This is a genomic window from Enterobacter cloacae complex sp. 6730903 (genome assembly GCF_048283985.1).
Lineage (GTDB): Bacteria > Pseudomonadota > Gammaproteobacteria > Enterobacterales > Enterobacteriaceae > Enterobacter > Enterobacter hormaechei_C.
On the sequence record NZ_JBLVXX010000053.1, the window covers coordinates 15,259 to 29,358 of the forward strand.

Consider the following 14,100-nt stretch of genomic DNA (forward strand, 5'->3'; position numbering starts at 1 on the left):
GAGGGTGATATGTCTTTTCTTTATTCGGGTGACCTCAATAAAAAAATAGTTCTGCAACGCACTGAGAACGGGCGCGGCCCCCTTGGTGAGGTGCTCCCCGGCCATCTTATTGATGTGGCTACGGTCTGGGCTCGCGCCGAACTAAAATCTAACCGTAAAATCAGGACGCTGGACCAGAAACAGGTTGTCGAGACCTGGCTGTTCACCGTTGGTCCGCGCAGTGATGTTGAAATTGACTGGAAGATCCAGTGGCAGAATGGTTCGTTCACTGTCGTGGCGGTCGACCGCAGCCACTCCGATCGGGTTGAAATCAAAGCTGAAAGGGATGGCCGGCATGATAGAGCAGGCAATTAAAACTTCGCTTGAGCGTCTTTCCGGGATAGCTGTTTATCCTCTTCTGCTACCAGACAGCGAGCTAAGCGGTATTACTTTTCAGCGGATATCAGACCCGGAAATTGAAACCGGAATGGTACGAACAGGGCTTATTGCTGGTCGTTTTCAAATCTCGATGTACAAAGTGGATGATTATACCGGGCTGGTAAAACTGGATAAGGCTATCTGGTCTTACTGGAAAGGTATTGTCCACGGAGAGCTTGAAGGTTATCCCGTTCAGTACATTCAGCGTGGGAATATACTTCAGGACAAAACAACCCTTACCAGCAAACAGGTTCAGTACAGGCTTACCCGAGATTTCGTGCTTTATTTTTATGAGGAATCATCATGATCCTCATGGAAGTTAAAGGGCTTCAGGAACTCGAACGCCAATTGCTTTCCCTTGGTGAAAAGGTTGGTACGCAGGTTTTACGGGAGGCCGGGAAAGCTGCACTTGAGCCCGTTCTGGAGGATATGAAAGCGCATGCTGGTTACGACGAAACAGCGAAAGATGAGCACATGCGCGATTCCATAAAAATCCGCTCATCCTCGAAAGCAAAGGGCAATGCAGTTGTTTATCTTCGCGTTGGCCCGAGTAAAAAACACTTCATCAAAGCGTTGGCTCAGGAGATGGGAACCGTAAAGCAAGTCGCAAATCCCTTCATTCGTCCGGCGCTCGATTATCAGAAAGCGAAAGTTCTGCGCATCCTTGCGATAGAAATACGCGACCGAATTGAAAACCACCGGTAGCGCTCGCTGCCACCTTCAAAGAGAGAGAAATTATGGCTGATAAAACTTCGCCAGAGTACGCGATGCTGCCTGCTGGCACCGTCGTTATGTGGGGTGCTGCGGGCAGCGACGTAGCAACAATGAAACCACTCATTAACTGTAAAGCGCTGGGCGCTACAGGACAGACGGGCAGCTTTGTAGACTGCACTACGCTGATCGATACCAGTAAACAGTTTATCTCTGACCTGCCTGAAGGCCCTGAAAAATCGCTGGGCTTTATTGACGATCCAGCCAACCAGGACTTTGCTGATTTCCTCAACGCAGCAGAGAACCGGGAAACCGTACAGTTTTACGTTGAGCTGCCAAATGGTCGAACGGCGAACATGATTCTGGCCCTGTCTGGCTGGCAGATGAATGAAATTACCGCTCCGGCAAGTGAAGTCATTCAAATCACTGTTCAGGGAAAACAGAACAATATTACCTGGGGTACGGCTGCCGGCAGCTGATCAGGGCATTACTAACTGGCCACCTCCTGGTGGCCTTTTATTATCTAATTCTCAGGAAAAACTATGTCTACCATCGATGTTTCTGCACTTAAATCCGCACTTCTGAAGCCTAAAATCGCCGTTATTACCGCCGAAATTTTTGGCACCACCGTTTATCTACGCCGCATGACCGCGGGAGAACTCATCGATCATGAAGAAGCGCTGCGAGACAGTCAGATTGCAGAAGATGCACGTAAAGCTTCAGAGATCAGTGTGCAGTTGATCGTCGATTGTCTTGTCCATCCCGATGGCAGCCTAATCGCAGCTGAAGACAAACCTACCGCAGCCGAGCTTCTTCAGACTCATGACAACGTGGCGCTCCTTGATGCAATCGCCACAGTAAAAAAACATGCGCTGGGCAAGCTTGAAGACGCGGAAAAAAACTAACGAGCTCGCCCTGGCTTGAGCTGATTTTCTGGCTGGCTGACCGCTGGGGCGAGCCTGACCCTTCAAAGATTGCTTCACTTCCGGCAGAAACCCTTTTTCACTGGCGTGCGTATTTTCTGCGTACTGGTGCCATAAGCCGACCCGGTGAAGAAATTTCTCCGACTCCTGAAACCCCGCCTCCTGCTGTAGTCAGTAATGTTGACGATCAGTGTGCGGCAGTAATGAGAGCGTTAATGTAATGGCTGACGTTGCTTCCCTTGCCGTCGGGCTGCATCTCAACGCAGCCAATTTTAAATCTCAGCTGATGGGTGCATACGGTGATGCTGAGAACTCATCAAAGCGTTTCAACCGTAACGCACAGGAAGATGCTAAAAAGACAGATGAAGCCTATTCCCGGATGGGGAAAACCATCGCGGGTGTTGCTGGTCGCCTGGCGGGATTTGCCGGTGCCGGTTTATCACTTGGCGCCATCATTACTACCACGCGTGAATACGGACAGGCTTTATCCGACCTTTCGGCTATTACCGGCGCTACAGGCGCCCAATTAAAATCGCTTGATGAAGCTGCCCAGGAGATGGGGCGTAGCACTGAGTACAGTGCGAGCCAGGCGGTGGAAGCCCTGAAATTGATGGCGTCCGCTAAACCTGAACTTCTTCAGACCGCAGACGGACTTACTGAGGCGACAAAGAGCGCGCTAACGCTTGCCCAGGCCGCAGGATCAACTTTGCCAGATGCAACCCGCACTCTGGCTCTTTCCCTTAACCAGTTCGGGGCCGGGGCTCAGGAAGCGGATCGTTATATTAACGTGCTGGCTGCCGGTGCCAAGTTCGGGGCATCGGAAATCGCAGATACAGCTGCGGCTATTAAAAATGGTGGGGTGGCCGCTGCACAGGCAGGAGTTGGGTTTGAAACGCTTAACGCAGCGATTCAGGTTCTGGCTGAGCGTGAAATCAAAGGCGGTGAAGCAGGAACCGCGCTGAGAAACGTTATTCTTGCCCTTGAGAAAGGCACAGACAAAACGCTCAAACCATCGGTTGTGGGGCTCAGTGGTGCTCTGGATAATCTCTCAAAGAAAAACCTTTCTACGGCTCAGGCTGTAAAACTGTTCGGTGTTGAGAATATCAACGCGGCATCAGTGCTGGTGGACAACCGCAGCAAACTTAACGCATTAACCCTTGCCCTAACTGGAACACAGACTGCGCATGAGCAGGCCGCTATTCGTGTTAATAACCTGAATGGCGACATCATGGGGCTCACCAGTGCTTTTGAAGGCATGATCATTAAAATTGGTCAAAGTAGTACCGGACCGCTTCGTTCAGGAATTCAGTCAGTAACCGACGGTATCAATCTGCTTACCGATAATTTTAACGCGGTTGCAAGTGTGGCCTTATACACACTGATCCCGGTTCTTTCGACCAAACTGACAGCTGGTCTTCGCGAAAACATAAGCGCATGGCAGCAGAATCAGGCAGCCGTTAAAGCAGCAGCAGCGGCTCAGGCTGATGGCGCACGTAAAACGCTGGAAGCTACTTCTGCCACGCTAAAGCGAAATGATGCGGAATTTGGTTATTACCGTCAGCTGGAAAAAACGGCCAGGCAGCATGGTTTGAACGTAAATTACCAGGGAGAGTTTAACCGACTTATCCGCGAAGAAACCGAGCAAACTAATCTGGCCACTCGTGCAAAAATGCAGTTGGCAGCAGCTAATCGTCAGGTATCTCTGACCGCTCGTGCTGCCTCGGTAGCTGTGGGGCTCGCTCGCGGGGCCCTGGCGCTTGTCGGTGGACCTTTTGGGGCTGCGATGCTGGCAGGCTCCGCACTTCTGTATTTTCATCAGCAGGCGAAGGATGCCCGACAGTCAGCAATTAACCTCAAGGATGCTGTCATTGAAACCACTGCTGCGCTGATGCAGATGTCTGATAAACAGCTGGCCGTTAAGCAGATTGACCTGCAAGACCAGTATGAAAATCAGGTAACTCAGCGTAACCAGCTCATCAAGGAAATTCAGGACGCAGACAGCAGACTAGATAGCCTCGGTGGATTTGACCCATTCCGACAGAAAAAAGGGGTAGAGGACAGTAAGAAACGGGCAGAAGCTGACCTTGAAGCCGTTAATAAAGGGTTAGAGACAACACAGTCTAACCTTGAGAATGTCAGCAAGGCGCGATTTTTGGTCCAGACAGGGATCGCCGATCAAGCAAAATCGCTCGCGAATGACATCAAAAATATCACAGCTCAGACAGCTAAAGCCGGAGAGGGTGTTACCACACCCTGGACCGGTGAAGATACTCAAAAGGCCAGGAAGGAAACGGTCAATCAGTATCTTCAGTTGCGCAGGGAGATCGAAGAAGCTCATGCAACCAGCCTTGGAAAAATTGATCTTCAGGAGAAAGCCAGTCAGGAAAAGCTGATCGCTGCGGCGCGTAAAAATGGAGCAAGCCAGCAGGATCTACAGCGTGCGCTGTTAATGAATGCTGAAAATTATCAGAAGCAACGTAACGAACTTGCTGAGCAGTATTCCCCGGCACGATCGGCCATCAATAAAGAGAAGGAAGCGAGCCAGGAGCTCAAGTCTCTCCTTGATGCACGTTTGCTTACTGAAAAAGAGTACATGGCTGCGCGTGTCACACTGTCACAGGAGACATCCCGACAAATCCTACAGGCCCAGGCTAATGCTCTAACTGCACCACGGGTTGAGCTTGCCGGGGACGTTGATCCGCTTGCCCAGCAAAGGAACCAACTCGTACAGCAGCAAAGTCTGGTAGAGACCTATTATCGCAATGGTGTGCTGAGTAAGCAGCAATACGAAATGCTGATGCAGAAGAGCAGTAAAGATTCTGCTGATGCACAGTATCAGACCGCGCTGGAATTATATCGCTCACAGAGTGAATTCAATAATCTGGCGATCGGTCTGGTTGAGGCTACCCGGGAGCGAACCACTAATGTCCTGACGGGGCTGCTGACTAATACGCAGACCTTTAAAGAGGGCATGATCAACCTCTTCTCCACGCTTACTCAGTCGATAATTCAAAACCTCGTCGATATGGCAGCGCAGGCGCTCGTAACAAATACAATCCTGAGTTCGATTATGGGTGTCGGTTCGAGTGTACTTGGCGGTGTTGGTGGAAGTACGGCAAGCAGCTCAGGGACGGCGATTGCCGATTATGGGAGCAATTTCCAGTTCAATGCTAAAGGCGGCGTTTATTCCTCCTCAGACTTAAGTGCCTATAGCGGCCAGGTTGTCGATAACCCTACCTTTTTCGCATTCGCGAAAGGTGCCGGAGTAATGGGTGAGGCGGGACCAGAAGCGATCATGCCATTGACTCGGGCAGCTGATGGTTCACTTGGGGTTCGCGCAGTGTCAGGCGGTGCCTCTGAAGGTGCTGCTCCTCAGGTATTCATCACTATCAATGGCGATGGCAGTACGGCATCACAATCATCTGGCGGGCTGGAAAAATTCGGTAAAAGCGTAGGCAATTTTGTCAGAGATGAATACCGAAAGCTGATACAGGCTGATCTTCGTCCCGGAGGGGCAATCTGGAACAGTACAAACGGGAGGCGGTAATGGCGCTGGAAACCTTCAACTGGAGCCCTAGGGTGAATCCTTCTCAGGACGTCACCATGCGTACGCGTGAGGCGCAGTTCGGAGATGGTTACACCCAGACATCCGGTGACGGACTCAACCCTCGCTCACAAAGCTGGGATCTGACCTTTGTAGGTCTGGAACCCTATATCAAGTCGATCAAAGACTTTCTTGATCGCCATGAGGGAACAAAAGCATTTGCATGGAAGCCGCCGCTTGAGGACTTGGGTCTCTATCGATGCAAACAATACAAGCCCTCCCCAATGGGGGGAGGCAACTGGTCTCTCACGGCAACATTTATCCAGGCATTTAAACCATGAGCTTAAACGCAGATTATCAGAAGCTGGAATCCGGAAATGACGTTCGTCTGATTGAGGTGGACGGTTCTTCTTTTGGGCTAACGGACGTTCTCCGGTTTCACAATTACAACATTCCCCACACCGAAACGGAAATAGTTGCCGCCGGCGGGGATGAGGCCAAGCTCCCCGCGAAACCAATCTGGTGGCAGGGTAATGAATATTCTGCCTGGCCTTATCAGCTGGAAGGGCTGGAGAAATCGACCAGTGGCAGCAATGCGACGCCATCCCTGACGGTCGCGAACATCGAAAGCTCTATTTCTGCCCTGTGTCTTGCGTATGACGATTTGCTACAGGCTAAGGTCACTATTCACGACACAAAGGCAAAATATCTCGATGCGAAAAATTTCGCAGGTGGTAACCCTACAGCAGATCCGACTCAGGAGAAACTTCAGGTCTGGTATATCGACGGGAAAACGACCGAGCTTGCTGGCGAAACCATCGAGTTTGTACTGTCCAGCCCTATGGATCTTCAGGGACAAATGATCCCGACGCGGCAGCTTCATTCCCTGTGTACATGGTGCATTCGTAATAAGTACCGCACCGGCGATGGCTGCGACTATGCCGGTACGCGCTATTTCGACAAAAACAACAACCCGGTAAGCGATCCGTCACTGGATGAATGCAACGGCACGCTGACGGCCTGCAAACTTCGATTCGGTGAAAGCAACGAACTCTCGTTTGGTGGGTTCCCCGGTACGTCGCTGATCAGGAGTTGATATGCGTCAGAAAACCATTGATGCGATTATGGCGCATGCTGCCGCTGAATATCCTCGTGAGTGCTGTGGTGTGGTGGCGCAGAAAAGCCGCGTTGAACGTTATTTTCCTTGCCGGAATCTTGCCGCGTCGCCGGAGGACAATTTTGTCCTTTGCCCCGAAGATTACGCAGCCGCTGAGGACTGGGGTACGGTGATCGCCATCGTTCACAGCCACCCTGACGCCACTACGCAGCCGAGCGAACTGGATAAAGCGCAATGCGACGCAACGCTTTTACCCTGGCATATCGTGAGCTGGCCCGAGGGGGATTTACGCACCATTCAGCCGCGTGGAGAGTTGCCACTGCTGGAGCGCCCGTTTGTACTTGGTCACTTTGACTGCTGGGGGCTGGTAATGAGCTATTTCCGGCAAACGCATGGTATCGAACTCCGCGATTACCGGGTTGATTATCCCTGGTGGGAAAACGAATATCCGGACAACTTCTATCAGGATTGCTGGTACGAGTGCGGATTCCGTGAATTCGACGGGCCGCCGAAACCCGGCGATATGGTGATCATGCAAGTGCAGGCTGATAAGTGGAACCACGCGGGAATTCTGCTGGAAGGCAACATGCTACTGCATCACTTATACGGTCATCTGAGTCAGCGTGTGCCATATGGCGGCTACTGGCAGGAAAGGACGATGAAGGTTCTACGATATAAGGACCTGTGCTAACCTTCCGTTTAATTTTTGAAGGGAGGGATTATGAAAAAGTTATTATGTCTGTTTTTTGCTGTGTTTTTCTTATCTGCTTGTGATGATTTGCCTGAAGCTCCATTTGGTTTCAAATGGGGGCAATCAGTTAAAGATACATTGGCACAAAATATAGATGGTTTAAAGGTAGATGGTGACGAAAAGAAAGTTGTTTTTGCAGCTTCGGACTCCGCGCCTATTCCTTCAACCTATGCAGGGCGCTATAACTTAATGTTTATAGCTGGTAGAGGCCTAACTCACATAACCTTTTCAGTTAACGTCGATAAAAATTCAACGTCATTCATTGAGGGCGCTAAGGTATATAAAGACATTAGTAATATTCTAGATGGAAAATATGGCGCTCCAGTTCTTGTAAAGGAAAGTGTTAGCGATGAAAAACACGGCTTTTATAACTGTCTGAAAAAAACCAATTGTGGAGAATGGCATCGTGATTATGATTTTAATGGTATGAAAGTCACGCTGTCTGCTCGCCCTGTGCCATACAATGCAAATGCTGGTGACCCAAATGGTGTTATAAGCGTCAAATATGAATATTATACTGACGCGATGAAAAGAGCTGACGCTAAAAAATTTGGCGCAGATAATTACTCTAATGGGTTTTAAACTTTAAGAGCCGAAGGTGATTTTAGGAGATGGCATGCAAGAGGTAATGACGCGAATTGAGCTAAGTGGCGAGCCGGGTAAAATTTTTGGAAAGATCCATCACCGCCTTATCAATAAAGTATCTGAAGCTGGAACGGCCCTCGCTAAAACTATCCCCGGCTTTGAAAGCTATATGATCAGCAGTAAAAGTCGTGGTCTAACCTTTGCTGTTTTCAAAGGGAAGAAAAATATAGGAGTAGATGACCTTGGTTTTCCAGTCACAGGAGAGGTCATCAGAATCGTTCCAGTAATAATAGGAAGTAAAAAGGATGGTTTGCTACAGACTATTCTTGGTGCAGTAATTATTGCGGCATCTGCAATTGGCAGTTATTTTGCACCGGGAAACCCGATTTCTGCGTTTGGATACAAATTTGGTGCAGCCATGATATTGGGTGGAGTTGTTCAGATGCTTTCGCCTCAACCCGGGGGCCTGGCCAGCAAACAAAGCGCTGATAACCGTGCATCGTATGCGTTCGGCGGGGTGACAAATACCGCCGCACAGGGTTACCCGGTTCCGCTCCTTTACGGCCGCCGGCGAATCGGCGGGGCAATTATTTCCGCCGGGATTTATGTCGAGGATCAGCAGTAGATAACAAACCTTTTTACAAGCCACCTTCGGGTGGCTTTTTTTATGGGCGCGATATGGCGAATAAAATTACCGGACGAAAAGGGGGGAGCTCCAGTTCCCGAACTCCTACCGAACAGCCTGATGATCTGCAATCTGTAGCGAAGGCAAAGATCCTCGTTGCGCTTGGGGAAGGGGAGTTTGCTGGACAGCTCACCGGGAAGGATATCTACCTGGACGGAACGGCGCTGGAGAACGCCGACGGCTCCCAAAACTTCAGCGGCGTTACGTGGGAATTTCGCGCGGGTACTCAGGCCCAGAAGTACATTCAGGGCATTCCCGGTACAGAAAACGAAATCAGCGTGGGAACCGAGGTAACGAGCGCTACAGCGTGGACACGAACCTTCACCAATACACAGCTTTCAGCGGTTCGTTTACGCCTGAAATGGCCTTCGATTTTCAAGCAGGAGGACGATGGCGATCTGGTTGGTTACTCGGTTAATTATGCGATTGACTTGCAGACGGACGGCGGGACATGGCAGACAGTCCTCAATACCAGTGTGACCGGGAAAACGACCTCAGGTTATGAGCGTAGCCACCGTATTGATTTACCTCAGGCGGGCAGCACCTGGACAATCAGACTACGCAAAATTACCGCTGACGCCAACAGCGCGAAAATCGGCGACACGATGACGCTACAGAGCTTCACTGAGGTGATTGATGCGAAATTGCGATATCCGAACACCGCGCTGCTGTACATCGAATTCGACTCCAGCCAGTTCAATGGCTCTATACCTCAGATCTCCTGTGAGCCACGTGGCCGCGTTATTCGGGTTCCTGATACTTACGACCCAGAAACCCGCTCTTACAGCGGGACATGGACCGGGGCGTTTAAGTGGGCATGGACGGATAACCCTGCGTGGATTTTTTACGATCTGGTTGTTTCTGACCGGTTCGGCCTCGGTCACCGTTTGACTGCCGCTAACATCGATAAGTGGACGCTTTATCAGGTCGCCCAGTATTGCGATCAGATGGTGCCGGACGGTAAGGGTGGCGATGGAACAGAACCACGCTATACCTGCAACGTGTACATCCAGGACCGAAACGACGCTTATACAGTCCTGCGTGATTTTGCGGCCATATTCCGTGGCATGACGTACTGGGGTGGCGATCAGATCGTTGCTCTGGCCGATATGCCCCGTGATGTGGATTACAGCTACACGCGCGCTAACGTTGTTGGCGGTCGCTTCACCTATTCAAGCAGCACCACGAAAACCCGCTACACTACAGCGCTGGTTTCATGGTCCGATCCCGGTAACGCCTACGCTGACGCGATGGAACCCGTATTCGAGCAGGCGCTGGTAGCGCGGTACGGCTTCAATCAGCTGGAAATGACAGCCATCGGCTGTACCAGACAGTCAGAAGCGAACCGAAAGGGGCGCTGGGGTATTCTCACCAACAACAAGGATCGCGTTGTTTCGTTCGATGTCGGGCTGGACGGAAACATACCGCAGCCTGGCTATATCATCGCTGTGGCAGACGAGCTGCTTTCCGGAAAGGTTATGGGCGGACGCATCAGCGCCGTGAATGGTCGCGTTATCAAACTTGACCGTGTAGCTGATGCAGCAGCAGGTGATCGCCTTATCCTCAACCTTCCCTCCGGAGCGTCACAGAGCAGGACCATTCAGGCGGTTAACGGGGAATCGGTCACAGTCACCACCGCGTACAGTGAGACGCCTCAGGCCGAAGCTGTCTGGGTGGTTGAGTCAAACGAACTCTACGCGCAGCAGTATCGTGTTGTGAGTGTCGCTGATAACGATGATGGCACTTTCACCATTACCGGTGCATGGCACGATCCGGATAAATATGCCCGAATCGATACCGGAGCCATTATTGACCAGCGGCCGGTGAGCGTGATCCCGCCGGGCAACCAGTCGCCGCCTGCGAACATCGTGATCAGCTCGTTTTCTGTGGTGCAGCAAAATATCAGCGTCGAAACGATGCGCGTGAGCTGGGACCAGGCGCAGAACGCTATCGCCTATGAAGCGCAATGGCGCCGCAACGACGGGAACTGGGTTAACGTGCCGCGCAGCTCCACCACGTCATTCGACGTCCCCGGGATTTATGCCGGGCGCTACCTGGTGCGCGTACGCGCAATCAATGCCGCAGAAATCTCGTCCGGATGGGGCTATTCAGAAGAGAAAACGCTGACGGGGAAAGTGGGCAATCCGCCGAAACCGGTCGGCTTCATCGCTTCTGATAATGTGGTTTTCGGTATCGAGCTGAGCTGGGGATTCCCGGCGAACACCGACGACACGCTGAAGACGGAAATTCAGTACAGCCTGACCGGGACGGAAGACGATGCGATGCTGCTGGCAGACGTACCCTATCCGCAGCGCAAGTATCAGCAGATGGGCCTTAAGGCGGGGCAGATTTTCTGGTATCGCGCGCAGCTGGTGGACCGCAGCGGCAACGAATCAGGTTACACAGAATGGGTGCGCGGGCAGGCCAGCATTGATGTATCCGATATCACCAATGCAATCCTGGAGGAGATTAAAGAGACTGATACGTTCAAAGACCTGATCGAGAGCGCGGTGGAGAGCAGTGAAAAGTTCGCAGAACTGGCTGATGCAATCAAAGAGAACGCAGACGGCCTTGCTGCTGCGGTTGGCTCGAATAAGCAGACAGCAGAAGCAATCATCGGCAACGCGCTGGCTATTGCCGATGTTGTCGTGCGCCAGACAGCCCAACAGGGCGCTAACTCTGCGACATTCGAACAGCTCCGGGAGGTGATCGCCACTGAGACGGAGGCTCGCGTCACGGATGTTACTCGTCTTGAGGCAAAAACTGAGCAGAACGAGGCGGGAATTACCGAGGTAAGGCAGGCTCTGTCAGATGAAACGCAGGCGAGGGCGACAGCTGTCGACCAGCTTACTGCGAGTACTCAGGTCATTTCTGATAAAGCTGATTCGGCTTCGAGTAAAGCTGACGCTGCATCAGGTAAGGCAGATGCAGCTGAACAAGCCAGCTCACAAAACACTGCTGATATTACCACGTTGCGACAGGTTGTCACCGACACGACTTCATCAATGGCATCCCGTCTGGAGGAACTGGGAGCAAGGACAGATACTGCCAGCGGCGGCATTCAGAGTAACTCCATCGCGCTAATAACGAGTACGCTGGCGCAGGTTGATCAGCAGGTGAGACTCAGCGCGCAGTACGGTGACAGTAAGGCCAGCATCGATCGTATTGATAATGTTATGGCAAGCGACAGGGAGGCAACAGCGCGTTCGCTGCTGAGTTTGCAGACTGACGTGAACGGCAACAAGGCAGCAATCAACAGCCTGAACCAGACGTTTTCCAGTTATCAGCAGGCCACGGCCACGCAGATAAACGACATTACGGCGACCATCAACGGGCACACATCAGCCATCACAACCAACGCTCAGGCCATTGCGAACGTCAACGGCGACCTGAAGGCGATGTACAGCATCAAGGTTGCCGTGGATGCGAACGGAAAACAGTATGCTGCTGGTATGGGGATAGGTGTTGAGAATACGCCGTCCGGCATGCAATCACAGGTGCTGTTTGTGGCTGACCGTTTCGCGGTAATGGCGCAGGCGGGGGGAGCGGTTACACTGCCGTTCGTTATCCAGAACGGGCAGGTGTTTATCCGGGAAACCTTCATTCAGGACGGCACCATCGGCAACGCCAAGATTGGCAACTACATCCAGTCCAATAACTATGTCGCTGGCTCAGTCGGATGGAGGCTGGATAAGGGAGGTACGTTTGAGAACTACGGTTCGACAGCTGGTGAGGGAGCCATGAAGCAGACTAATCAAACGATCAGTGTCAAGGATGCCAACAATGTGTTGAGGGTGCAGATCGGGAGAATCACGGGAACATGGTAACGGGAGGTCTCCTACGGGGCCTCTTTTTTTTCAGGAGGACTGGATGGCGGAATATGGTGTTCAGACATGGGACGCCTCAGGCAATGTAAATAACTATGGCGTTAAGCCTGTCAGCGTTTGTGGCTATCTCCAGCTGGCCCAGAACCAGAAAACAGGCTCTTACACCGTAGCGCTTCCACCGGGTTGCAGGCTGACCTATTTTCAGAGCATGAACGGTGATCAGTTTGGAACGAGTCGGAGGAAGATCACTATTTTGGGGGGAACCGCAACAGTGTCAGCAGTAGGCGATACCGACTACTCAGCAGGGACTGAGCCTGCGGCAGCGGCTTATCTCATTTTCCAGATCGAGAGGGCATAAATGGCGGAGTATGGCGTTTTACTGACGACGACTAGCGGGGAAGTATGGGTGACTGCGAACAGCTCGCCAATCGCTCTACAGGCACGAAAGACAGCGGCACTTCAGGGAACATCGGGGTTTAATACCAAAGTGACGCACACATTCCCCGCAGGTCAGCCTGTTGTCGCCTTCGTTCATTGCACGGTTGAGGTCGAAATCACTCAGACGATAAGCGGGAACACCATCACGATTGATTTTCTCAGACCGAATGCAACCGGCACAGCGTACGTTTATTTTTTCTCTATTTTCCCGCAGACAAAGCCAGACTACGGGCTGGCTGTGTGGGATGCATCAGGGACGCTGATTTTAACAAACGAAACGCGCACGCTGAGCGATGTTGTCACCCTCGGTACCGCCGGGGTGGATGCCAGCTCAGGATACAACATCAATACAACTCTGGCGGGGAAGTGGGCCTGCATGCCTGCCATGCTGGGGCTAATTACCGGGGTTGTATCGGCTGGCGGTCAACCGCAGCCCTACTCGGCCATATACAAGAGCATGGCAAAACTTGAGGGAAGCAATACGCGGATATTCGCCAGGCCGCAGACAACCCCCGGCGGCGACCTTCAGAACGTCGCGTATTCGAATCTGAGGAACGTGATTATGGCCATTAACTGCGCCAATTATGATTGATCGTTTTTAGCGATCAATTTTGAATAATTGATCTACCAAATCAATTATATCCCATTGATTCATATTGTTATTGTGTAGTTTCATGAATGCCCTGGGATATAACCACTATGAAAAATATGATTCTTTGCCTGGCGGTAGCGGTATTGCTCTCCGGTTGCGCTGGCGTTATTGAGAAGCAGCAACCCGTATGCACCGGAACAGCCCTGGTCGGCGGACAGGAAAGCAGCGTCCAGATCTACGGAGTCCGTAAACAAAACAATCAGACGCAGTACCGCGCCGGTTATCCCTTTAACTGGTCATGGGTGAGCGCCAACACGTTCACCAGCACCACCTGCCACTAACCCATTCAGTTTTGAACAAACCCCGCTCCGGCGGGTTTTTTTATTGCCTGGAGAAAACATGATTTATACTACTGGCACTATCGCCATCAGCGGAAACACCCTTACAGGTACCGGCACAAACTTCACTGCTGCTGGTTCTCTTATTCGTAACGGCTGTACCGTTATTGCA

General features: G+C 51.7%; 15 protein-coding genes. All 15 read left to right on the plus strand.

The window, feature by feature from the left end:
• Nucleotides 1-9: 9 nt before the first annotated feature.
• The 15 genes from ACNQ0W_RS21685 to cor all read left to right on the plus strand — a co-directional run bounded on the left by ACNQ0W_RS21685 (nt 10) and on the right by cor (nt 13,931).
• Nucleotides 10-354, plus strand: coding sequence for a head-tail adaptor protein (locus tag ACNQ0W_RS21685; RefSeq protein ID WP_045895693.1), 345 nt, complete (start codon nt 10-12; stop codon nt 352-354).
• On the plus strand, nt 335-724 hold the full coding sequence (locus ACNQ0W_RS21690; protein WP_116330080.1) for a hypothetical protein: 390 nt from the start codon (nt 335-337) through the stop codon (nt 722-724). Before ACNQ0W_RS21685 ends, ACNQ0W_RS21690 begins: the two co-directional genes overlap by 20 nt.
• Nucleotides 721-1,122 (plus strand): HK97-gp10 family putative phage morphogenesis protein, encoded by a 402-nt coding sequence (locus tag ACNQ0W_RS21695; protein ID WP_116330081.1) that lies wholly within the window; start codon nt 721-723, stop codon nt 1,120-1,122. The genes ACNQ0W_RS21690 and ACNQ0W_RS21695 overlap by 4 nt, the downstream gene beginning before the upstream one ends.
• A 32-nt stretch (nt 1,123-1,154) precedes the next feature.
• Nucleotides 1,155-1,607: a major tail shaft subunit gene (locus tag ACNQ0W_RS21700; RefSeq protein WP_032104401.1), complete on the plus strand. Its 453-nt coding sequence runs from the start codon at nt 1,155-1,157 to the stop codon at nt 1,605-1,607.
• 63 nt (nt 1,608-1,670) lie between these two features.
• Nucleotides 1,671-2,033 carry a phage tail protein gene (locus ACNQ0W_RS21705; protein WP_116330082.1) on the plus strand — a complete coding sequence of 121 codons (363 nt, stop codon included), beginning with the start codon at nt 1,671-1,673 and terminating at the stop codon, nt 2,031-2,033.
• A 238-nt stretch (nt 2,034-2,271) separates the two neighbouring features.
• Nucleotides 2,272-5,598, plus strand: a complete 3,327-nt coding sequence (locus ACNQ0W_RS21710; protein ID WP_148369120.1) for a phage tail tape measure protein — start codon at nt 2,272-2,274, stop codon at nt 5,596-5,598.
• On the plus strand, nt 5,598-5,936 hold the full coding sequence (locus tag ACNQ0W_RS21715; RefSeq protein WP_032104406.1) for a phage tail protein: 339 nt from the start codon (nt 5,598-5,600) through the stop codon (nt 5,934-5,936). Before ACNQ0W_RS21710 ends, ACNQ0W_RS21715 begins: the two co-directional genes overlap by 1 nt.
• The gene (locus tag ACNQ0W_RS21720) at nt 5,933-6,691 is read left to right on the plus strand and encodes a phage minor tail protein L (protein ID WP_116330084.1); all 759 of its coding nucleotides are present in this window, start codon (nt 5,933-5,935) and stop codon (nt 6,689-6,691) included. The genes ACNQ0W_RS21715 and ACNQ0W_RS21720 overlap by 4 nt, the downstream gene beginning before the upstream one ends.
• A 1-nt stretch (nt 6,692) precedes the next feature.
• The gene (locus tag ACNQ0W_RS21725; protein WP_116330085.1) at nt 6,693-7,403 is read left to right on the plus strand and encodes a C40 family peptidase; all 711 of its coding nucleotides are present in this window, start codon (nt 6,693-6,695) and stop codon (nt 7,401-7,403) included.
• 30 nt (nt 7,404-7,433) lie between these two features.
• A complete protein-coding gene (locus ACNQ0W_RS21730) occupies nt 7,434-8,045 on the plus strand; it encodes a membrane lipoprotein lipid attachment site-containing protein (protein ID WP_116330086.1) in 612 nt (203 codons plus the stop codon).
• 34 nt (nt 8,046-8,079) lie between these two features.
• Complete coding sequence (locus ACNQ0W_RS21735) at nt 8,080-8,673, plus strand: tail assembly protein (RefSeq protein ID WP_116330087.1); 594 nt, start codon at nt 8,080-8,082, stop codon at nt 8,671-8,673.
• A gap of 53 nt (nt 8,674-8,726) precedes the next feature.
• Nucleotides 8,727-12,560, plus strand: coding sequence for a phage tail protein (locus tag ACNQ0W_RS21740; RefSeq protein ID WP_180261517.1), 3,834 nt, complete (start codon nt 8,727-8,729; stop codon nt 12,558-12,560).
• A gap of 43 nt (nt 12,561-12,603) precedes the next feature.
• A complete protein-coding gene (locus ACNQ0W_RS21745; RefSeq protein WP_116330098.1) occupies nt 12,604-12,918 on the plus strand; it encodes a hypothetical protein in 315 nt (104 codons plus the stop codon).
• Nucleotides 12,919-13,590, plus strand: a complete 672-nt coding sequence (locus ACNQ0W_RS21750) for a hypothetical protein (protein WP_116330097.1) — start codon at nt 12,919-12,921, stop codon at nt 13,588-13,590.
• Nucleotides 13,591-13,697: 107 nt separating this feature from the next.
• A complete protein-coding gene (gene cor / locus ACNQ0W_RS21755; RefSeq protein WP_017382566.1) occupies nt 13,698-13,931 on the plus strand; it encodes a phage exclusion lipoprotein Cor in 234 nt (77 codons plus the stop codon).
• The last annotated feature ends 169 nt before the right edge of the window (nt 13,932-14,100 follow it).